The organism is Mesorhizobium sp. M0626 (assembly GCF_040320665.1).
Lineage (GTDB): Bacteria > Pseudomonadota > Alphaproteobacteria > Rhizobiales > Rhizobiaceae > Mesorhizobium.
In genome coordinates this window covers 257,337-277,261 of record NZ_JAMYQD010000001.1, presented here as the reverse complement: position 1 = coordinate 277,261, position 19,925 = coordinate 257,337, and the positions used below count along the sequence as shown (strand labels likewise).

Below are 19,925 nucleotides of genomic sequence, written 5' to 3'. Positions count from 1 at the left end.
GCAGTGAAGGCGCCGGGTGCTTACCCCAAAGAGACCGACCCCAGAGAGGCGACGGAAGACGGGCGCATCGCCGACAACATCGTCTATTTCGCCCGCACCTTGCGCAAATCCGGCATGCGGGTCGGGCCGGCTTCGGTCAAGGATGGGATCGAGGCGGTGCTGGCAGCCGGCATCGGTTCGCGCGACGATTTCTACTGGACGCTGCATGCCGTGCTGGTGTCGCGGCACGAGGATCACCCTGTTTTCGACGAAGCCTTCCGGCTATTCTGGAAATCGCGCGAGCTGATCGAGAAACTTCTGGCGATGTTCTCGCCGGTGGCGCCCGACACCAGGGAGAAGCAAAAGCCGCGCACGGCAGAAAACCGCGTCAGCCAGGCCATGTTCGAAGGCCACGAGAAGAATCGGCCGGTCAGGGAAATCCCGGAGATTGAAGTCGACGCCCGGCTAACCTTCTCTGGGAATGAAGTGCTGCGCGGCAAGGACTTTGCCCAGATGAATGCCGACGAGATGGCAGACGCCAAGAAGGCGATTGCCCGGCTGCGGCTGCCGTTCGACATGGTCCGTACCCGACGCTTCAAGGCAGACCTGCATGGCCGCCGTATCGATCCACGCGCCATGATGCGCTCGGCCGCGCGCACCGGCGGCGAACTGATCCTGCCGAAATTCCGCTCAGCCCGCGAAGTGCATCCGCCGCTGGTGGTTCTCGCCGATATCTCCGGTTCGATGAGCCAATACACGCGCATCTTCCTGCACTTTCTGCATGCGCTGACCGAAAAACGGCGGCGCGTGCACACCTTCGTCTTCGGCACGCGGCTGACCAATCTCACGCGGCAGATGCGCCATCGCGACCCCGATGCCGCCCTTGCCGACTGCTCGGCGGCGGTCAAGGACTGGTCGGGCGGCACCCGCATCGGCGATACGCTGGCGGAATTCAACAAGCACTGGTCACGCCGCGTGCTCGGGCAGGGCGCGGTGGTGCTTTTAATCACCGACGGTTTGGAGCGCGACGATGTTTCCGGCCTGTCGCAAGAAATGGATCGCCTGCACAAATCCTGCCGGCGGCTGATCTGGCTCAACCCGCTTCTGCGCTTTGGCGGCTTCGAGGCGCGGGCCCGCGGCGTCAGAGCGATGCTGCCTCATGTCGACGAGTTCCGCTCGGTACACAATCTCGATGCGCTGGCCGACCTCTGCGCCTCGCTGGACAAGAAATCCGCCGCTTCGGTCGATCCGCGTCGCTGGCTGGACGCTGGTGTCAGGCGCGCCGCATAGCCATATTGGATTCCGAAAACAGGCTCCCAGAGAAAAACAGACTTTGAGGCAAGCGATCATGGACAACAGCATCTATCTCGATGAAGCCCGCGATCCGCTGATCATCGCGGAGGGCTGGATGAAGGACGGCAAGGATGTCGCCATCGCCACTGTGGTCGAGACCTGGGGTTCGGCGCCGAGGCCGGTCGGCAGTCATCTGGTCATCGACGCCGAAGGCAATTTCCACGGCTCGGTCTCGGGCGGCTGCGTCGAGGGCGCCGTGGTAAGCGAGGCGATCGACGTCATCGACAGCGGCAAGGCCAAAATGCTGGAGTTCGGCGTTGCCGACGAGACCGCCTGGCAGGTCGGCCTATCCTGCGGCGGCCGCATCAAGGTCTATGTGGAGCGGCTCGGTTAGGCATGGATCCCTACGCTCTCAAAGCCCTCAATGCCGAACGCCGTGCCCGCCGTGCGGCGATCCTGGTGACCGATCTCGGCGACGGCCGCGACCGCATCGTGCGAGAAGGCGACCAGGTTGCCGGCGATCTCGGGCAAGCGATCGCCAAGGCTTTCCGCACCGGCAATTCGGGTTCGGTCGAGGCTGAAGGGCGCACCTTCTTCCTCAACGCGCATTTGCCGCAGCCGCGCCTGGTGGTAGTCGGCGCCGTCCATATCAGTCAGGCGCTGGCGCCGATGGCCAGGATCGCCGGCTATCCCCTGGAGATCGCCGATCCGCGCACCGCCTTCGCCACCCCGGACCGTTTTCCCGATGTAGCACTCCATGCCGAATGGCCGGAGGATGTGCTGAAACGCCAGCCGCTCGACAGCTATACGGCGCTCGCCGCCGTCACCCATGATCCGAAGATCGACGATTTCGCACTGAAGGCCGCGCTCGACGCCAACTGTTTCTATGTCGGCGCACTCGGCAGCCGCAAAACACACGCCAGGCGCGTCGAGCGCCTGCTGGCGCTCGGCGCCAGCGCCGACCAGATCGCCCGCATCCACGCACCGATCGGTATCGACATTGGCGCGGCGAGCCCGGCCGAGATCGCCGTCGCCATCCTGGCGCAGACGATCCACGCCTTTCGCTCGCGCGGGCTGGAATCGAAAGGCGCTGCGGCGTGAGATTCGGTCCGGTTCCAATCGACCAGGCGCAAGGCGCGGTGCTGGCGCATGCCACGACGGCGGGCGAGCGGCGTTTCCGCAAGGCGCACAGGCTGAGCACGCAGGACGTGGCGGTGCTGAAGGCGGCCGGCATTACCGAGATCGTCGTGGCGGTGCTTGCCGCCGATGACCTCAGCGAGGATGCGGCGGCCGAAAAGATTGCTGCCAGCATGGCCCACCGCAACATCGAGGCAAAACCTGCCGCGACCGGCCGCGTCAACCTCCATGCCAAGGCCGCCGGTCTCTTCACCGTCGATGCCGCCATGATCGACGCCATCAATGCGGTCGACCCGACCATCACCATCGCCACGCTGGCGCAGCACGCGCCGGTCGAGACGGGGCAAATGGTGGCGACGGTCAAGATCATCCCGTTCGCCGTTGCCTCGGCCCTTGTCGATGCGGTGACAAAGATCTGCGCCGGCGGCGAGATCTTCGCCGTCAACGCCTACCATCCGGTGCGCATCGGCGTCATTCAGACGATGCTGCCCGGCATCAAGCCCAGCGTGCTCGACAAGACGCTGCGCGTCACCGAGGCCCGGCTGGCACGCTCCGGCGGTCGGCTGACGACGGAGCGCCGCACGCCGCACGAGATCGCGCCTGTAGCCGAGGCAGCGGCCGCGCTGGCGCGCGACAACGACATGGTGGTGATCTTCGGCGCCTCGGCAATGAGCGATTTCAACGATGTCGTTCCGGCGGCGATCGAGGCAGCAGGTGGCACGGTGATCCGCGCGGGCATGCCCGTCGATCCCGGCAATCTGCTGGTGCTGGGCACGCTCGACGGCAAGCGCGTCATCGGCGCGCCCGGTTGCGCCCGCAGCCCCAAGGAGAACGGTTTCGATTGGGTGCTCGACAGGCTGATCGCCGGCCTCGACGTCACCGCCAAGGACATCGCCGGCATGGGCGTTGGCGGCCTCTTGATGGAAATCCCGACCCGGCCGCAGCCGCGCGAGCCGCTGCCGGCGAGAGCCGGGCTGAAGGTCGAGATCGTGCTTCTGGCCGCCGGTCGCTCCAGCCGCATGGGCGGGCCGAACAAGCTTCTGGCGCTGTTCGACGGCAAACCGCTGGTGCGCCGGACAGTCGAGCGCGCACTGGCCTCGAAGGCAACCAGCACCGTTGTCGTCACCGGCCACCAGCGTGAGCGGGTGCACCAAGCCTTGACCGGCCTCGACGTGATCTTCGCCGACAATCCGGAGTTTGCTGACGGCCTGTCCTCGTCTCTAAAAGCCGGCATTGCCCGCGTTGGAGCCGAGGCGGCCGGCGCCATGATCGTCCTCGGCGACATGCCGGGTATCTCATCGGCCGATCTCGACCGGTTGATCGAGGCCTTCCGTAGGGACGGCGGCCGCTCAGTGGTGCGTGCCGCCCATGACGGCCGCCGCGGCAATCCGGTGCTGCTGCCACGCGCGCTGTTTGGAGGCATCGCTCACCTCGAGGGCGACACCGGCGCCCGCCATCTGGTCGAGGCCGAGGGACTGGATGTCATCGACGTCGAGATCGGCGACGGCGCGTCGATCGATATCGACACCCGCGAGGCGCTGGAAGACGCCGGCGGCGTGCTGCAGGATTGACAAAGTGAAGCCGAAAAACGCATGCCTTTAGCATGGCTCTCTCTTTACTTGCCTCAGCGCTTCTACCCCCCTCTGGCCTACCGGCCATCTCCCCCTCAAGGGGGGAGATCAGCAGCCTCGATGGCGGCGTCTATCCTGCAGCTTTGAAGATTGGCGGAAGGCGGCGTGATATCCAATCTCCCCCCTTGAGGGGCAGATGGCCGGCAGGCCAGAGGGGGGCGGCCGCGCTCCATAGCCTTCTGATTTCGCTCTTTTTCCTGTTCTCTGCCGCCCACGCCGACGCGCTCGAACTAAAACCCTACAAGGATGACCTCTTCGCCTATCCGGCGACGCTCTCGTCCACGGACAAAGGCGCCTACACCGTCATCGACTATCGCGAGATGCGCGACATCAACGACCGCGACGAAGTGCCGGAAAAGCGCGTGCATGCGCAGTATACCGACACCGGCGTGCGCAAGGTGCAGCAGGATTTGATGCTGAAAACCGATGCCGGCGATGTCAGGCATGTCGCTGTCGGCAAGACCGATGGCGCCGGCATCATCGTGCTTTACCTGCACGGGCAGGGCGGCAGCCGCAAGCAGGGTGTCGACGACTTCACCTTCGGCGGCAATTTCAACCGCATCAAGAACCTGATGGCCGGCAATGGCGGCCTCTACCTCTCACCGGATTTCACCGATTTCGGCGACAAGGGCGCGGCGCAGATCGCAGCCCTGATCGGCCACTATGCCGAGGCCTCGCCGGACGCGAAGATTTTCGTCGCCTGCGGCTCGATGGGTGGTGCGCTGTGCTGGAAACTTGCCGGCCGCGACGATACCGGACGGCGCATCAGCGGGCTGCTGCTGCTCGGCTCGCTATGGGATGACAGCTTCCTTTCGAGCCCGGCTTACAGGCGTCACGTGCCGGTGTTTTTCGGCCAGGGCAGCAAGGACCCGGTCTTTCCCGTGGAGAAACAGGAAGCCTTCTTCCGCTCCATCATCGCGAAGTCGAAGGCCTATCCCTATCCGACACACTTCGTCCGTTTTGAAACGGGCACCCACGGCACGCCGATCCGCATGGTGGACTGGCGCCAAACGTTGAACTGGATGCTGTCAAAAGCGCCCTGAGGCATATGGCCCAGAGGTGCCCGTTGGTTTTGGCGATCATGGTTCGGCCGATATCCTTACTGGTGTAGGCTGATATGATCCAACAGATCGGAAGCACAGCGATGGACGCTCACCCCTTCAAGATCCAAATTCCGAACGAACAACTTGAAGATCTCCAGCGCCGGCTTAGCGCAACACGATGGCCAATTCCGCTAAGCGAAGCGGGCTGGAGCGATGGGGCCGAGCTGCCGTTCATCAAGCGTCTTGCGGATTACTGGCGAGACCGCTTCGACTGGAGAGCGCAAGAGGCGCGGCTGAACCGGCTGCCGCAATATCTGACGAGGCTGAACAACCTAGATGTCCACTTTGTCCACCAGCCAGGCAACGGACCGGCGCCGCTGCCGCTGATCATAACGCATGGCTGGCCCGGCTCGTTCATCGAAATGGAACACGTCATTCCATTGCTGGCAGACCCAGCTGCCCATGGTGGTGACCCGGCCGACGCTTTCCACGTGGTAGTTCCCTCTTTGCCCGGATACGGCTTTTCCCAGGCGCCGACGGAACCAGGCTTCCATTCCGGCCGCATCGCGGAGTTATGGGTACAGTTGATGCGCGGGCTCGGCTACGACCGCTTCGCTTCCCAAGGAGGCGACATCGGCGCGGGCGTTTCCGCCTGGATGGCACGGCTCCATTCCGAAAGCGTGCTTGGCGTCCACGTCAATTACATTCCCGGGAGCTATCGGCCACCCTTGGGTGCAGGTCTGCCATCTGTCACCGTTGAGGAGCAGGCCTTTCTGGAAAAGGCCGCGGCCTGGACGGCAACGGAGGGCGCCTATGCCCATCTGCAGGGCACGAAGCCTCAGACGCTTGCTTATGCTCTGACAGACTCGCCGATCGGTCTCGCAGCCTGGATGATCGAGAAGTTCCGTAGCTGGAGCGATTGCGACGGTGACGTGGAGCGCACCTTCGGCATGGACACGCTCCTTACGGATGTTTCGCTCTATTGGTTCAGCAACGCGCTCACCTCGTCCTTGCGGCTCTACAAGGAGAATCGACTGTTCCCTCTTGCGTTCGAGACGCTGGAACGCGTTTCGCCGCCATTTGGGGTAGCGCTTTTCCCTCGCGAGTTGCCGATGCCGCCTCGATCCTGGGTGGCGCGGGTCTTTGACGTTCAGCGATGGACATCGATGCCGCGAGGCGGCCATTTCGCTGCGCTGGAGGAACCGAGTCTTCTGGTCGAGGACATTCGCGCCTTCTTCCGGCCGATGCGTTCCCGGCCTGAAACGAGAAGGCGAATGTGAAGGACTGCTTGAGCGCGGCGGTTCCTGGTAAGATCCCTACGGCGCGGTGTTGTAGTCGACCACCGTCTGCGGGTTCTCCTCGCCATCGTAAGACGCGTCCACATCATATTGGACGAGGGAAAAATCGCCGTTACGGAACAGGTATATCCCCTTGTCCGAGGCGTCGCCGATGCCGCGCCATTTGTTGAACGTGGTCAGCGTCTTGGCGTCTTCGTCATATTCGGAGTTGGCCGCCCAGCCGGTCGTGCGGAAGCCGATGATATCCATGCCCAGCAGTTTGCCGTCGCTGTCATTGTTCTCGTAACGGATATCCATTTCGGGCTCGGTGAACTGCAACTGCCGCACGCCCGATACTTCGTCGGTCATGTAGTAGACCGAACTTGCGTTATAGGCTGCCGCTTGGCAGTAGAACTCGAAAAGCCGCGTTTCCTTGTCGGGATCGCTGGCAGCCGCGTCCTTTGCCTTGTATTTGATCGAAAAGATGTTCGGCTCCTCGCCGAGAAACTGCTTGTCACACTGATCGCCATAATCGGCGGCGAACAGTTTCTTCACGTGCTCGAGTGCGGTGTCCTTCTTCGGCGGCGGCGGCCCGTCACCACAGCTTGGCGGCAGCGCCTCCTCGAAATCGGCCTTGGACGGCTTCAGCGCGCCCTTGTCGATAAAGATCGGTCGGAACGGCGGGGCCTGGATCTGAGCGCTGACCTGGCGCAGCGTGTAGCAGCCGGCGAAGACCGCTTCATTGCCGTCCTTGTCGGTGGCGCGGATGGCGACAGGAACGCTGTAATAGATGCTGCCGGCCGCACCTTCATCGGAAATGGCGCCGGTTTCGACGTCGACCTTGTCGGTGCCGTCATAGCCCTTGACGAAGGTATCAAAATCCTTTGCCGGCTTGGTATCGCCGTAGTAAGCCCAGGCGCGGGCGAATTCGTGCCGGTTGATGGCGCTGTAGAGCGAGCGGATGACGGCTGCGGCGTCCGACCTGTCATCGACGTAAGGGGCTTGGCCATCGGCTGCCGGTTCATCGTCGGCGAACACAGCCTGGCCGGATGCGGCAAGGGAGCAAAAGGCGGCCGCTGCCAGAAAGACGCGTCTCATCGGAGAATCTCCACCACGAAGGAGTCTATCATAGAGATTGCGGCGACGTGGTGACGCTTGAAAAATCCTCCGGGAAGGCGCTACGTCCCGCCGTCGGCGCTTCAGCCGCAATGGAGATTTGAACGTGACACTATCGATGTATGAAGCCTCGGTGCCGGTGTTTTCGGCCAGGCTGAAGGCGCTGTCCGGCGTGCTGTCGGCGGCCGAACAGAATGCAACCGAGCGCAAGATCGACCCGCAGGTGTTTTTGACCGCGAGGTTGGCGCCCGACATGTACGCGCTGGTCAGGCAGGTGCAGGTCGCCACCGACCACGCCAAGGGCGCGCCATCACGGCTGGCCCGTCGCGAGGTGCCGAAATACGAAGACAATGAAGCGACCTTCGCCGAGCTTCAGGCGCGCCTGACCAAGACGCTCGATCTGCTGGCGTCATTCTCGGCCGCCGAATTCGATGGTTCGGATGAAAGGGTGGTCGAATTGAAGTTTGGCCAGCGCGAGGCTTCGATGCCCGGCATGCAGTATCTGCTGCATGTCGCCATGCCCAACTTCTATTTCCACGTGACCACCGCCTACGACATCCTGCGCCACAATGGCGTGCCGCTGACCAAGGGCGCCTATCTCGGTAATCGTTGACGAATTGCGCGTTGCGAGGTTTCCCGGCCGCTACCGGGAAACTTCGTATGACGCTGGTTCAGCGCCAAGGCTTACTCAACGCAGTGACATTTCGCGCGCGATGCGTGGGAAATCGGCCGGCTTGACGCCGATGTCGGCGCGGTCGGCATTGCTCATCGAGTGCAGCAGTGCCAGGGCGGAACGATAACGCTGATGCTCCTGCGGACGCGGACGGGCAAACGTTTCAGTGAAGAACCCCATGATTCGGCCCCTTGTTGATCCTCCACGGCGCCGAATATAGGAAAATTGTGAAGATTGTGCAGTGCAGCATTTGCATGGCAGCCATGCCAAGCGAATTTTTTTCGGCACAATTGCCGCGTGCGCTGAAACTTGTGGCGCATCCCCACCGTATGCATAGACGCTGGCACATGGCCGGCTTTTCCTCGCCACTCCTGGCGAATTTCCGGACTGCATGCAAATGCAGTCCGGCTTTTTGTTGGGTCTTGCACATCGCCAACCGGGCCCGCGCAAGCCTCGCAAACGCCTAAACTGGTTAAGATCAGCGGCATTCATTTTTAACGAGCCGGTTCTATGCTGCGACCGGCTCTGTTCGCACGCTTAAACGAGGGGGAGGCTGACATCGGCGCCAAGCGGGATTTCGCTTCCTTGCTCGACGATCTGTTCGTTGCCTCCGACAAGGATGAGGGGGCGGAAGAGACGAGCGCCCGGCCGTCGATCCCGTTCGACTATCTCTCCGTGGCCGACGAGCTTCATTCCGGCCGCATCAAGGTCTCGGGCGAAACATTCGCCGCCGAATACCGCGAGGCGGGAGCCGATCTGGCCGCAGAATTCGCGGCCCTTCTCGATCATGCCAAGCTGGCGCTGGCCGGCGAGGAGGCAAAGCCCGAGGAAAAGCTGCCGCCGATCGACCCTGACGCGATCGCCGTCGAGCTCGGCCTCGATCATCCCGTCAAGAACGCCGATCTCGGCCGCATGCGCCGCAGCTTCGCCTTCGCCAACCACCCCGACCGCGTCGCGCCGCATCTGCGCCAGCGCGCCATGATCCGCATGCAGGTGGCCAATATGCTGATCGATGAGGCCAAGCGGCGGGCTTTGGCTGGGGCACGCCGTTAGAGCACTCTCACAATTCACGCAAAGGTTGGAGCCGAGTAGTGTATCAGCCTGGTCGATGAAAGAGCGTTGCGAGAAGATGGACGCGCGTTGCGCCAAAGCCGGAAAAGCGCGGACCTTGCAAAAAAAGCGACTGGGATGAGCACTGTACTCAAAACGATCTATCGAGATGATCGGCTTGCACGGGCCAATATCGTCAGATTTGAAGTAGGTGAAGCTTCTTATTACACGTTCCGTGAGGACGCTTGGTACGAAGGCGAACACGGTCTCGACGAGAGATATGCTTACTGGGCACCCTCCGAAAACAGCTTCGGAGGAGGATTTTACGAGACCGCTGAGGCGGCTGAGAGTGAATGCCGTGCGACTATCCCGTGGCTCAGGAATTCAAACTGAGGCACCACCCGGAGCCGGCAGGGGGTTGGAGAAGCCGCAGCCTTTGCTTTATGCTGGAATCTCCTCCCCGCGCCGTCCGCGCAAACCTCCCGCCGGAGAAACCCCATGCACAAACGCCGTCTCGGTCGGACCGATCTTCTTGTTACCCAGATCTGCCTGGGGTCGATGACCTGGGGCCAGCAGAACACCGAGGCCGATGGCCATGCGCAGATGGATCTGGCCTTTGCGCGCGGGGTCAATTTCATCGACACGGCCGAGCTCTACCCGATACCGCCCAAGGAGGAGACGCAGGGGCGGACGGAGAAGTTCATCGGCAGCTGGATGAAGGCCAAGGGCAATCGCGACAAGGTCATCCTGGCCTCGAAAGTGGTCGGCCGCACCGCCAACCGCTGGTTTCGTGGCGACCGGCCGTCAAAACTGGTGCGCGCCGACATCTTTGACGCCATCGACAAATCGCTTGCCAAGCTCGGCACCGACTATCTCGACCTCTACCAGATCCACTGGCCGGAGCGCGACATCCCCTGGGGCGCCAACCCGACCCGCGTGGGTGCTGTGCCGCGCCGTGCCGATGCCGTTGGCGCGCCGCCCGGCGAGACGCCGATCGCCGAGACACTCGCAGTCTTCGAGGAGCTGGTGAAGGCGGGAAAGATCCGCCATCTCGGCCTGTCGAACGAAAGCTCCTGGGGCGTCATGCGCTTCATCGCCGAGGCCGACAAGGGCGTCGGCCCGCGCGTCGTTTCGCTGCAGAACGCCTACAATCTGGTCAACCGCACGTTCGAGGTGAACCTCGCCGAGGCCTGCGAACGCGAGGATGTCGGCTTTCTCGCATATTCGCCGCTGGCGCAGGGCTATCTCACCGGCAAATACGACCATGGCGCACGGCCGCAGGGTTCGCGCTCGCAGCTCTTCAACCGCGGCCAGCGCTACGAGACGCCGAATGCGGCGGAGGCACAGCTCGAATACAATGAGCTGGCGCGCTCCTTCGGCCTCGAGCCGGCGCTGTTTGCCAACGCCTATGTCGCCAGCCGGCCTTTCGTCACGTCCAGCATCATCGGCGCGACGACCATTGCCCAGCTTGAGATGGCGCTGTCGTCAGCCGATGTGACCTGGACCGACGAGATGCAGAAGGGCGTGGATGCGATCCACCAGCGCGTCGGCAATCCGTGCCCATAAGCAGACCGTTTGGCCGGAATTGCCGAGCAAAGACAAGGGGAAGGGGACAGCCATGGATTTTCCGATCGAGGCCGTCAGGGGAAAATTTCCGGCGCTGGACCTGACCGACAAGGGCCGCCGGCGCATCTATCTCGACAATCCGGCCGGCACGCAGGTGCCGCAAGCGGTTGCCGACGCGGTGGCGCGCTGCCTCCTCACCACCAACGCCAATCTCGGCGGCTATTTCGAAACCACGCTTGCCGCGCAAAAGGTGTTCGACGACGCCCATGAGGCGATGGCCGATTTCCTGGGTGCAGCGAGCGCGGAGGAAATAATCATCGGCGCCAACATGACGACGCTGACCTATCAGATGTCGCGCACGCTCGGCCGCGGCTTCAAGCCGGGCGACGAGATCATCGTCACCCGCATGGATCATGAGGGCAATGTCTCGCCCTGGCTGCAACTGGCCGAAGATCTTGGCCTCTTGGTGCGCTTCCTGCCTTTCGACGAGAACAGCTGGCAGGTCGAGGAGGCGGCGCTCAGCGCTCTGCTTACCGACAGGACAAAACTCGTTGCGCTGAACTATGCCTCGAACCTCACCGGCTCGATCAATCGGGTGAAAGCGCTGACGGCCATCGCCAAACAGGCCGGCGCGGTGGTCTATGTCGACGCCGTGCAGTTCGCGCCGCATGGGCTGGTCGACGTGCAGGATCTCGGCTGCGACTTCCTGATCTGCTCGGCCTACAAATTCTTCGGCCCGCATATGGGCATATTGTGGGGACGCCGCGACATCATCGATGCGCTGCAACCCTACAAATGCCGTTGCTCTTCCAATGGCCTGCCGGAGCGCTTCGAACTCGGCACGCCGCAGATCGAACTGATGGCCGGGCTTACCGCAGCGGTCGATTACTTCGCCGAACTCGGTGCTGCGGCCGGCGAGGGCGGTTCGCGAAGGCAAAAGATCGCAAAGGCATACGAAGTGTCGATCGCCTACGAAAACCCGCTGGCGCTGAGGCTGATCGATGGGCTGTCCGCCATTGAGGGCCTGACCATCCGCGGCATCACCGATCAGAAGCGTGTCATTGAGCGCGTGCCGACCGTGTCCTTCACCGTCGACGGCATCGTGCCAGAGACGATCGTGCGGCAGATGAATGCCGAGAACATTTTTCTATGGTCGGGTCACAACTACGCCTGGGAGATCGTCCACCATCTCGGCATTCCGGCCGAGCAGGGCGTCGTGCGCATCGGTATTGCGCACTACAACACGGCGGCAGAGATCGACGAGACGTTGGAAAGCGTGCACCGGGTGATCGCCATGCTGAGGCAGCAGCGCTAGTCAGCTATCGCTGTTTGCCGCCGAAACCGGTGAGGAACGCCGTGAGATTGTCGCCGAGCGCGTCGCAAAGATAGCCGCCTTCCTGGACGATAACCGTCGGCAGGCCGAGCTTGGCAATTGCCTCGCCGATCCGCGAGAAACCGGGCGTGGTCACCGAAAGCCCGCCGAACGGATCGCCCTCGAACGCATCGAGACCGAGCGCCACGACCAGCGCGTCCGGCGAAAAGGCGCGGATACGCTGGAACGCCACTTCGAGGGCCTCCAGAAACGCCGCGTCGGCTGATTTGCGCGGCAATGGCAGGTTGAAATTATAGCCGAGGCCCGGACCTTCGCCGCGCTCGTCGGCATGGCCCCAGAAGAACGGATAGAAGCGCACCGGATCGGCGTGCAGCGACACCGTCAGGACGTCGGAACGCGTATAAAAGATGCCTTGCGTGCCATTGCCGTGATGCAGGTCGACATCGAGGATCACCACCCGCGCTGCCTGCTTGCGCAACACCTGGGCCGCGACCGCTGAATTGTTGATGAAGCAGAAGCCGCCGGCGACATCGGCAAAGGCATGGTGCCCGGGTGGCCGGCAGAGCGCATAGGCGGCGGGCGCGCCAGCCATGACGGTTTCAGCCGCCTCGACCGCGCTCCAGGCGCTCCACAGCGCGCTCTGCCAGGTCTCAGCCGAAATCGGGCAAGCGGTGTCGGCCATGTGGTAGCCGGCCTGGCCGACCGCCGAGGCCGGATAGGACCCTGTGCGGGCCAGTGGATGGATGTTGGGGATGACTTCCGCGGATGCGCTCTCGATGCGCTGCCAGCGCGCAAAAATGTGTTCGAGGAAGGCGAGATACTCCGGCGTATGCACGGCCGCCACCGGGCCTAGGCCATGTTCCCTGGGCCGCTCGATCATCAATCCGGCGGATTTTGCGCCGGCTAACAATCGCTCTACCCGCTCCGGCTGTTCGGGATTGGGCTGCGGCGTACCGCTGGACAGAAAGGCCTTCGGGTCGTGGCGTTTCTGCTCCTCGGCAAAGAAGGCTTTCATTCCGCGTCCCCATCCTGCGCTGCATCGGCAAAGGCGAAAAAGGCATCGCCAACAATCTTCTGCGTCTGCTCGTAGCTCGACCAGGCGATGCCCAGCCGCTCATAAAAAGCCTTGGCGCCGTCATTGTCGGTGTCGACGGACAGCCTGAGATAGGCGCCGCCATCCCGGCGGCAGTCGCGCGCGACCCGGCGCAGCAGTCTTTCGCCGATCTTGCGGCCGCGAAACCGGTCCTCGACATAGAGGTCCTGGATATAGACGCCGGGCCGCCCCATCCATGTCGAGAAGATCGGGAAATGCAGGCAGAGCCCCGCAAAATCGCCGCCGATCTCGGCGATCAGGGTGGAGAAGGCGGGTTTGTCGCCAAAGCCGTAGCGGCGGAGATCGTCGGCAGTGGACGTGATCTCCTGATGCGCGCCGATATGGGTGCCGAGCTTGAGCAGCGCGGCATGGATGGTGTCGACGTCGTCGATGGTGCCGGGGCGGAGGGTGACTGTACTCACGATAGGCAAGGCGCCCAGGCACCCCCCGCTGTCCTGCCGGACATCTCACCCTCAAGGGGGGAGATTGGCAGCTTTGGCGCTGCCATCCATTTTGCAACGATTGAGATTGGCGAAGGCCGCAGTGACATCCGATCTCCCCACTTGAGGGTGAGATGGCCGGCAGGCCAGAGGGGGGTGTGCCAGAACGCCATCATCGCAGATCAATCATCTCAAAACGCCACCCTATCGCCACCCTTCAGCGCCAGCATCTCGCGCGCCTCGGTCGGCGTTGCGACTTCCAGCGACAACCCGTCGAGAATGGCGCGTATCCTGCGCACCTGATCGGCATTGGATTTCGCCAATTGCCGTCCATCGTAGAGACTGTCCTCCAGCCCGACGCGGACATTGCCGCCCATCGCCGCCGCGATCGAGATCAGGGGCATCTGATGGCGGCCGGCGGCGAGCACCGAGAACTGGTAGCTGTCGCCGAACAGCTTGTCGGCGATGCGCTTCATATGGATGAGATTGTCGGGATCGGCGCCGATGCCGCCGAGAATGCCGAGCACGAACTGGATGAACAGCGGCCCCGACACCAGCCCGCGGTCGCGAAAATGCGCCAGCGAATAGAGATGGCCGACATCGTAGCATTCGAACTCAAAGCGCGTGCCGCAGCCCTTGCCGAGCCTTTCGAGCACGCCTTCCATATCGGCAAAGGTGTTCTTGAAGATGGTGTCGCGCGTGGCTTCGAGCAGCTTTGGTTCCCACTCGTGCTGCCACTCCCTTGGCTTGTCGAGCATCGGGAACAGCGCGAAATTCATCGAGCCCATGTTGAGCGAGCACATTTCCGGCTCGGCCCGCAGTGGTGCCGCCAGCCGCTGGTCGAGCGTCATCAGCGACGAACCGCCGGTGGTGATGTTGATCACCGCATCGGTCGCTTGCTTGATGCGCGGCAGGAACTGCATGAACACCTCAGGATCGGCGGTCGGCCGGCCGTCTTTGGGATCGCGGGCGTGGAGATGCAGGATTGAGGCGCCAGCCTCGGCCGCCGCGATGGCGCCGGTCGCGATCTGGTCCGGCGTCACCGGCAGATAGGGCGACATGGACGGGGTGTGCACCGAGCCAGTGACCGCGCAGGTGATGATGACTTTCCTCGGCGCCATTCTTTAGCCCTCAGCCTTCGACCGGCAGGTCGAGTTCGGCGGCCAGAACTTCCAGCGAATCGCCGATGATGGAAATGATCTCGCCGACCTCTTCAGCCGTGACGATCATCGGCGGCGCCACCATGAAATTGTCGCCGTCTACACCGCCCTTGACCCTGCGGCCGTAGATGATCAGCCCGCGCTCGTAGGCGAGGTCGAGCAGGCGCTGCGTGGCTTTCTTGCCCTGTTCGATCGGCCGTAGAGTTTCGGGATCGGCAACCATCTCGGCGCCGGTGAGCAGGCCTTTGCCTCGGACATCGGCGATGAACGGAAAACGCTTCGCCAGCCCTTTCAGCCCGTCCATCAGCACGTCGCCCATCGCGGCGGCATTGGCGATCAGGTCGAGGCGGTCCATTTCGCCGAGCACGGCGAGCCCGGCCGCGCAGGCGAGCGGATTGCCAGCATAGGTGTGGCCATGCTGGAAGCCGCCCGACGCCAGCAGCGGCTCGACCAGCCGCATCGGGGCGGCCAGCGCGCCGAGCGGCGCATAGCCGGAGCCAAGCCCCTTCGACAGCGCGACGATGTCGGGCTTGCAGTTCCAATGGTCGCCGCCAAGGAATTTTCCGGTGCGGCCGGCGCCGCTCATCACTTCATCATGGATGAGCAGGATGCCGTAGCGGTCGCAGATCTCGCGTATACGCGGATAATAGCTGTCCGGTGCGACGAGGGCCGAAGTCGCCGCACCGCCGATCGGCTCCATGATGAAGGCGAGCACGCTGTCCGGGCCCTCGGCCTGGATCTTCTCCTCCAGCATGTCGGCATAGCGGACGCCGCGCTGCTCCATCGAAAGATTGTCGCGGTCGCGCCATGCCGTCGGCGCCGGCACGGTCGGCATCACCCGCATCATCGGTGTGAACGTTTCGGCCAGCGCATCGTCGCCGGTTATCGAAAGCGAACCCAGCGTGCCGCCATGATAGGAGGGAAAACGCGTGATAACCTTCCAGCGCTTCGGCTGGCCGGTCGCGACCGCCCATTGCCGCGCCAGCTTGATGCAGGATTCCGTCGCCTCCGAACCGCCGGAGACGAAGAAGATTCGGTCCATGCCCTCCGGCAGTTTGCCGGCGAGCTCCCGCGCCAGTTCTTCCGCCGGCTCGTTCTCGAAATGCAGGCGGTAGGCGAAGGTGGCGCGGTCCATCTGCCGCTTCATGGCGTCCAGCACATTGCGGTTGGAGTGACCGATATTGGCGACCATCGGCCCGCTCGATCCGTCGATGAAGCGGCGGCCGTCCTGCGTCCACATATAGATGCCTTCGGCGCGGTCGATCAGCGGCCGGCGCAGGCTGGAGAGGTAGAACAGGTGCGATGGCGCGCGCGTTTCTGAACCAGTTGATGAGGGCTTCTGCATGTCAGGTCTTTCCGAGATAGCGGTCGATTACATTCCTGGTCACGCGCCCGACCATCGGATCCTGCCTGAGCAGGCCGGCCACCCATTCGCAGCTTCCGGCGTGGAAAACCTCGCCCTTGCCGCGCGGGAAATTGACGATCATGCCGTTGCCGCGTTTGACCTTTTCCAGATTGGCGTCGGTCGCCTCGCCAAACAGCGTTTCGGCCGTAAAGCGGCCATCCTCGTCGGTGAGAAACTGGTCCTCGATCGGGATGTCGGCGCTTTCCTCGACCTGGCTCGCCATGCCGACGGCCAGCACCTGCAGCCCGTCAGGCGCACCGCTGTCCGGTGTCGGATAGGGCAGGCCGCCGCGGATCTCGAAATCGAGCCCGTCGACCTCATAGCCATAGACATGGCTGTCGGCGCCGAGCAGGTCGCCATAGTACATGCCGGTGCCGGCAAAGGCCCAGTGCTCGGGCCGATAGACCGGAAAGCCGCGCACGCCGCGCGGTGCGCATCCGCCCCAGCCGGCATAGACGCCCCTCGTTGCGTTAAGGCCGAAGGTCAGAGCGCCGGGACGGCCGATCTCCGGCGCTTCCCAGGAGTTGGTGGCGCGGGTGACGTCGCCGCCATAGGCCGGGTCTTCGGCCCGCGCGCGGTATTTGTAACAGACCTGCCGGCGGCCTTCGTCCTCGAGCCTTGTCTGCCACATGAAATTGCCGGCAAAGCGCGCCGCATGGCCGCCGCGCTCGACGTAGCTGTCGACGGCGTCCCGCATCTCCCAGGTCCAGTACTCGTCATGGCCGACGAAGACCACACAGTCATAACCATCGAGGATTTCGGGCGAGAAGTGCAAATCGTGCTGGCTGGCGAGATCGACGCCATAGCCGGCGCGCTCGGCAAAGCGGAAGAAGTGGCTGTCATAGCTCGCCCAGCCGGAGGAGGTGTATTTCTTCGAATGTCCGGTGGCGTACGCCCATTCCATGTGCGGATAGCGCGGCACGGTTTTCGGCGGCACCGCGACCTCTAGGGGCACGCGCGGCGCGTCCTTGGGCAGCACGACAAAGCCGCGGCACCACGGCCGCTGCGTCGACACCATGCGCGCATATTGGCCGCGGCCAGGTCCGGTGATACCCTGATAGGCGTTGGAGCCGCCCCAGGTGTTGTAGGACAGCCAGGTGCCCGTCGCCGCCACCTGCAGCACGCGACCGGGCTTTTTGCCGGGCAGGGGCGCGACGATGATGAGGTGGTGGCAGTGGATCGGCTTGCCATCGCCGCCGTCCGCCGTCAGCGTTAGCCGGTAGGCGCCGGACGGCCAATCCTTGCCGATGCTGAATTGAAACGACGCCTCCCAGCCGCAGCCCTCGACCGAGCACTGGTCCGGCGTATCCTGCCAGCGCGCCGAAAGCCCCGTTTGCTCGAAGACTTTTGTCTCGCTGCCGCCGTCGCGGACAATGACAATGCTGAAGCGCGGCACTGTCGAACTGACATGCAGCGTCACGGTATCGCCGGCGCGGTAGGAAAAGCGGTTGGAATAACACCAGATCTCGCCGCGCTCGCCGTCCATTCCTGGCCATTCATAGTAATGGCCGCGCACTGCCTCGCGGCGCTGCTCGGGCGTCAGTCCGAAATCGGGAAATTCGGTCGGCAGTTGGGTCATGAACACCGGAAAAGTGACAGGCCGCCATTTCGGCCATCTGCCGGCCAAGCGTCAAATGGAAACGATCGGGCCAGCAATTGCATACGACACAATTGCTTGGCCGCTCTTGGCCGCACCTGGCAAACCGACTATCTCAGGCGAGGCGGCATTTTCCGCCTCGGGAGCCGGTATGCTGAGAGTGCAGAAGGTCAAGGTCGATGACATCTACGTGCCGACGGCGCGCAAGAAGACGCTTCATCCCGAAACGGTCCGGCACCTGGCCGAAGACATACTGGAAAACGGCATGAAGACGCCGATCCAGGTTCGCCATGACGGCAAGCGCCACATCCTGGTCGAGGGCCTGCACCGGCTGGAAGCCGCCAAATGGCTCGGCGAGACCGAGATCGACGCCTATCTGGTGCAGGCCAAGCGCCACTGAGGCGCGCGACCCGATCGACAAACAGCCAAACCGGTCATTCCTCCGCGGATTTTTTCGCAGGGCATGTCGGCACGCGGCGTGCTTGCTCGTCCTTGGGGCGGAACCCGAGGAGACCGACATGTCCAGACCAATCTATTTCGCCATTCTTGCCTCGGTCGCTGCCTTGTTCGTAGCGCCCGGCCCAGCCAATGCAGAGGAGACCAAGCCCGCCATGACCACCGAAGCAACAGCCATGCCGAAGCCGGAAAAGTCCGGCCTGCTGCCGATCGACGGCCTGAATTACTACTATGCCGTCTACGGCAAGGGCGAACCGCTGCTTCTGCTGCATGGCGGCCTTGGCACGTCCGACATGTTCGCGCCGTTGCTGCCTAGACTGGCGGAAAACCGCACCATCATTGCCGTCGACCTGCAGGGCCATGGCCGCACCGCGCTCGGCGAGCGACCCTTCAGCCTGGAGGGGATGGGCGACGACATGGCTGGTATCGTCAAGGCGCTCGGCTATGACAAGGTCGACGTGCTTGGCTATTCGCTGGGCGGCGGCGTCGCCTTCCGCATGGCCGTTCAGCATCCCGAGACGGTGAGACGTCTGGTCCTGGTCTCGACCGGCTTCGCCGCCAATGGCTTCTATGACGAGATGCGCGGCCAGCAGGCGCAGGTCAGCGCGGCCGCCGCCGATTTCATGAAGGACACGCCGATGTACAAATCCTACGTCGCCGTCGCCCCACGTCCCGACGATTTCCCTAAACTGCTCGATGCGCTGGGCAATTTCATGCGGAAGAATTACGACTATTCCGCCGATGTGGCGAAGCTGAAGATGCCAGTCATGCTGGCCTATGGCGACAGCGACATGTACAAGCCCGAGCACGAGATCAGGTTCTACCAGATGCTCGGCGGCGGGCTGAAGGATGCCGGCTGGATGCGTGAGAACCTGTCGCAGAACCGGCTGGCCATCATTCCCAATCGCACCCACTACGACGTATTCTTCGCACCGGAGCTGACGGCCGCGGCACTGCCCTTCCTCAATGGCGAAACCAAGGTGAAGACCTGGGACGAAGTCCTCAGCGAAACGAAATAGCTTGCCTGAAAATACATGCCGGCCGTCTCGAAGAGGCGGCCGGCTTTTTTGTGCCTGCGAAACCACGAAGCCCTGGCGCAGCCATTAGTCCTATCGGCGCAATCGATGGCGCCATCAGGGCTTTTCAATTGACCGAAAGGTACCTGTCGATATCATCAAGAGACCTTCAGTGTGATGGGTTCGAATGATGACGAAATACCAGGGCGGATGCCATTGCGGGGCAGTGCGCTACGGCACCGAGGCGGCGCCGCTCAACCAGCGCGTCTGCCACTGCCGGCGCTGCCAGAAGGTCATAGGCGCGGCGTTCAACGCCCGCCTTTTGTTTCGCATCGACGATGTCACGGTCGAGGGGCAGGTGGCGACGGTCAACACCTCTCCGGACCTCAAGCGCGGCTTTTGCGCCGCTTGCGGCACCACGCTGTTTTCCCGACGCGACTCCGCCGGCATCGTCGGCATCACCACCGGCTCGCTCGACGATCCCTCGCTGTTCAAGCCGGAAATGCATATGTGGACCGCCTCGAAGCAGCCCTGGCTGCAGCTCGATGACGGCCTGCCGCACCATGAAGGCGCGCCGCCTCCGAACTGACGCCGGCCTTACCGGAAATTAATCCCGAAACCACGACATAGCCGGCAAAGCGTCATTGGCGGGCCATGATT

General features: G+C 63.2%; 21 protein-coding genes. 14 read left to right on the top strand and 7 right to left on the bottom strand.

Translation table 11 applies throughout. The features are described from left to right. The first annotated feature begins 3 nt into the window (after positions 1–3). From NKI37_RS01440 to NKI37_RS01415, 6 genes are all read left to right on the top strand, one after another. On the top strand, positions 4–1,269 hold the full coding sequence (locus tag NKI37_RS01440; protein ID WP_352788294.1) for a vWA domain-containing protein: 1,266 nt from the start codon (positions 4–6) through the stop codon (positions 1,267–1,269). Positions 1,270–1,327: 58 nt separating this feature from the next. After that, positions 1,328–1,666 carry an XdhC family protein gene (locus NKI37_RS01435; RefSeq protein WP_023734542.1) on the top strand — a complete coding sequence of 113 codons (339 nt, stop codon included), beginning with the start codon at positions 1,328–1,330 and terminating at the stop codon, positions 1,664–1,666. A 2-nt stretch (positions 1,667–1,668) separates the two neighbouring features. Then, on the top strand, positions 1,669–2,373 hold the full coding sequence (locus tag NKI37_RS01430) for an XdhC family protein (protein WP_352788296.1): 705 nt from the start codon (positions 1,669–1,671) through the stop codon (positions 2,371–2,373). Next, complete coding sequence (locus NKI37_RS01425) at positions 2,370–3,980, top strand: NTP transferase domain-containing protein (protein ID WP_352788299.1); 1,611 nt, start codon at positions 2,370–2,372, stop codon at positions 3,978–3,980. The genes NKI37_RS01430 and NKI37_RS01425 overlap by 4 nt, the downstream gene beginning before the upstream one ends. 185 nt (positions 3,981–4,165) lie before the next feature. After that, on the top strand, positions 4,166–5,083 hold the full coding sequence (locus tag NKI37_RS01420; RefSeq protein WP_352788301.1) for an alpha/beta hydrolase family protein: 918 nt from the start codon (positions 4,166–4,168) through the stop codon (positions 5,081–5,083). Positions 5,084–5,157: 74 nt separating this feature from the next. Continuing rightward, positions 5,158–6,363, top strand: a complete 1,206-nt coding sequence (locus tag NKI37_RS01415; RefSeq protein WP_023816550.1) for an epoxide hydrolase family protein — start codon at positions 5,158–5,160, stop codon at positions 6,361–6,363. A 36-nt stretch (positions 6,364–6,399) separates the two neighbouring features. Here NKI37_RS01415 and NKI37_RS01410 read toward each other — a convergent pair whose 3' ends face one another. After that, entirely contained in the window at positions 6,400–7,458 is a 1,059-nt protein-coding gene (locus NKI37_RS01410; protein WP_023816551.1) for a DUF1176 domain-containing protein, read from the bottom strand. A gap of 124 nt (positions 7,459–7,582) precedes the next feature. Between NKI37_RS01410 and NKI37_RS01405 the strand changes: the two genes are divergently transcribed. Further along, on the top strand, positions 7,583–8,089 hold the full coding sequence (locus tag NKI37_RS01405; RefSeq protein ID WP_023669071.1) for a DUF1993 domain-containing protein: 507 nt from the start codon (positions 7,583–7,585) through the stop codon (positions 8,087–8,089). A gap of 75 nt (positions 8,090–8,164) precedes the next feature. Here the strand turns inward: NKI37_RS01405 and NKI37_RS01400 are convergent, their stop codons facing one another. Beyond that, positions 8,165–8,329 carry a hypothetical protein gene (locus NKI37_RS01400; RefSeq protein WP_023731181.1) on the bottom strand — a complete coding sequence of 55 codons (165 nt, stop codon included), beginning with the start codon at positions 8,327–8,329 and terminating at the stop codon, positions 8,165–8,167. Between the two features lie 330 nt (positions 8,330–8,659). Between NKI37_RS01400 and NKI37_RS01395 the strand changes: the two genes are divergently transcribed. From NKI37_RS01395 to NKI37_RS01380, 4 genes are all read left to right on the top strand, one after another. Next, a complete protein-coding gene (locus NKI37_RS01395) occupies positions 8,660–9,202 on the top strand; it encodes a hypothetical protein (RefSeq protein ID WP_352788304.1) in 543 nt (180 codons plus the stop codon). A 135-nt stretch (positions 9,203–9,337) separates the two neighbouring features. Continuing rightward, positions 9,338–9,592: a hypothetical protein gene (locus tag NKI37_RS01390; protein ID WP_352794347.1), complete on the top strand. Its 255-nt coding sequence runs from the start codon at positions 9,338–9,340 to the stop codon at positions 9,590–9,592. A gap of 105 nt (positions 9,593–9,697) precedes the next feature. After that, positions 9,698–10,765, top strand: a complete 1,068-nt coding sequence (locus tag NKI37_RS01385; protein WP_352788307.1) for an aldo/keto reductase — start codon at positions 9,698–9,700, stop codon at positions 10,763–10,765. A gap of 52 nt (positions 10,766–10,817) precedes the next feature. Then, positions 10,818–12,080, top strand: coding sequence for a cysteine desulfurase-like protein (locus NKI37_RS01380; RefSeq protein ID WP_352788310.1), 1,263 nt, complete (start codon positions 10,818–10,820; stop codon positions 12,078–12,080). Positions 12,081–12,084: 4 nt separating this feature from the next. On the opposite strand, the gene NKI37_RS01375 is transcribed toward NKI37_RS01380, so the two are convergent. From NKI37_RS01375 to NKI37_RS01355, 5 genes are all read right to left on the bottom strand, one after another. Continuing rightward, positions 12,085–13,113 (bottom strand): histone deacetylase family protein, encoded by a 1,029-nt coding sequence (locus NKI37_RS01375; RefSeq protein ID WP_023708623.1) that lies wholly within the window; start codon positions 13,111–13,113, stop codon positions 12,085–12,087. Beyond that, positions 13,110–13,613, bottom strand: a complete 504-nt coding sequence (locus NKI37_RS01370) for a GNAT family N-acetyltransferase (RefSeq protein ID WP_031196820.1) — start codon at positions 13,611–13,613, stop codon at positions 13,110–13,112. Before NKI37_RS01370 ends, NKI37_RS01375 begins: the two co-directional genes overlap by 4 nt. 209 nt (positions 13,614–13,822) lie before the next feature. Continuing rightward, positions 13,823–14,752 carry a 3,5-dioxohexanoate:acetyl-CoA acetone transferase gene (gene kce / locus NKI37_RS01365; RefSeq protein ID WP_352596322.1) on the bottom strand — a complete coding sequence of 310 codons (930 nt, stop codon included), beginning with the start codon at positions 14,750–14,752 and terminating at the stop codon, positions 13,823–13,825. A 10-nt stretch (positions 14,753–14,762) separates the two neighbouring features. Then, positions 14,763–16,136, bottom strand: coding sequence for an aminotransferase family protein (locus NKI37_RS01360; RefSeq protein WP_023690163.1), 1,374 nt, complete (start codon positions 16,134–16,136; stop codon positions 14,763–14,765). Between the two features lies 1 nt (position 16,137). After that, positions 16,138–17,775, bottom strand: a complete 1,638-nt coding sequence (locus NKI37_RS01355; protein WP_352788313.1) for a N,N-dimethylformamidase beta subunit family domain-containing protein — start codon at positions 17,773–17,775, stop codon at positions 16,138–16,140. Between the two features lie 169 nt (positions 17,776–17,944). Here NKI37_RS01355 and NKI37_RS01350 point away from each other — a divergent pair, with 169 nt between their 5' ends. The 3 genes from NKI37_RS01350 (at position 17,945) to NKI37_RS01340 (ending at position 19,854) form a co-directional block, all read left to right on the top strand. Next, a complete protein-coding gene (locus NKI37_RS01350) occupies positions 17,945–18,193 on the top strand; it encodes a ParB N-terminal domain-containing protein (protein ID WP_008875526.1) in 249 nt (82 codons plus the stop codon). 118 nt (positions 18,194–18,311) lie between these two features. Further along, positions 18,312–19,268, top strand: coding sequence for an alpha/beta fold hydrolase (locus NKI37_RS01345; protein ID WP_352596331.1), 957 nt, complete (start codon positions 18,312–18,314; stop codon positions 19,266–19,268). A 187-nt stretch (positions 19,269–19,455) separates the two neighbouring features. Next, positions 19,456–19,854 (top strand): GFA family protein, encoded by a 399-nt coding sequence (locus NKI37_RS01340; protein ID WP_023743108.1) that lies wholly within the window; start codon positions 19,456–19,458, stop codon positions 19,852–19,854. Positions 19,855–19,925 lie beyond the last annotated feature (71 nt).